The sequence below is a fragment of the Alkalibacillus haloalkaliphilus genome (assembly GCF_007991275.1).
GTDB lineage: Bacteria > Bacillota > Bacilli > Bacillales > Alkalibacillaceae > Alkalibacillus > Alkalibacillus haloalkaliphilus.
The window spans coordinates 1-525 of record NZ_BJYA01000039.1 but is presented as its reverse complement, the minus strand read 5'-3'; the positions used below and the strand labels follow the sequence as shown (position 1 = coordinate 525).

General features: G+C 47.6%; 2 tRNA genes. Both read left to right on the top strand.

The window, feature by feature from the left end:
• Window positions 1-181 precede the first annotated feature (181 nt).
• Window positions 182-258 (top strand) — tRNA-Ile (locus AHA02nite_RS14995).
• A gap of 16 nt (window positions 259-274) precedes the next feature.
• Window positions 275-350, top strand: a tRNA-Ala gene (locus AHA02nite_RS14990).
• Window positions 351-525 lie beyond the last annotated feature (175 nt).

Genomic DNA, 525 nt, shown 5'->3' with positions numbered 1-525 from the left:
GAAAAGTGGAGCCGACTGCTCAGGCATGACTGAACAGATCGACGCTGGAGCGAGCACGCTTTCGTGCCGTGGGAAGCGTCGAACAGTGAAGTTCATGCCTAGGAGGCGAAACTGGACTATAAAGTGATGACAGTGCTATTTTGTTTAGTTTTGAAGGGTTGAAGCTCAACCATAATAAAATGGGCCTGTAGCTCAGCTGGTTAGAGCGCACGCCTGATAAGCGTGAGGTCGGTGGTTCAAGTCCACTCAGGCCCACCATTTTATTTTTTTATTAGGGGCCTTAGCTCAGATGGGAGAGCGCCTGCTTTGCACGCAGGAGGTCAGCGGTTCGATCCCGCTAGGCTCCACCAGAATTGAAGAAATTCTATTATGTTTAATGATAGAAAACAGTACCTTGAAAACTAGATAAGATGAGATACCAAAGCATCGATAAAGTAAAGACAAACGCGTCTTTTCACGCGAAGGATCGGTTCTTCGACTAACTACGTCACGTCCTGTGACAACGTCGAAGTCAACACGTCCTGT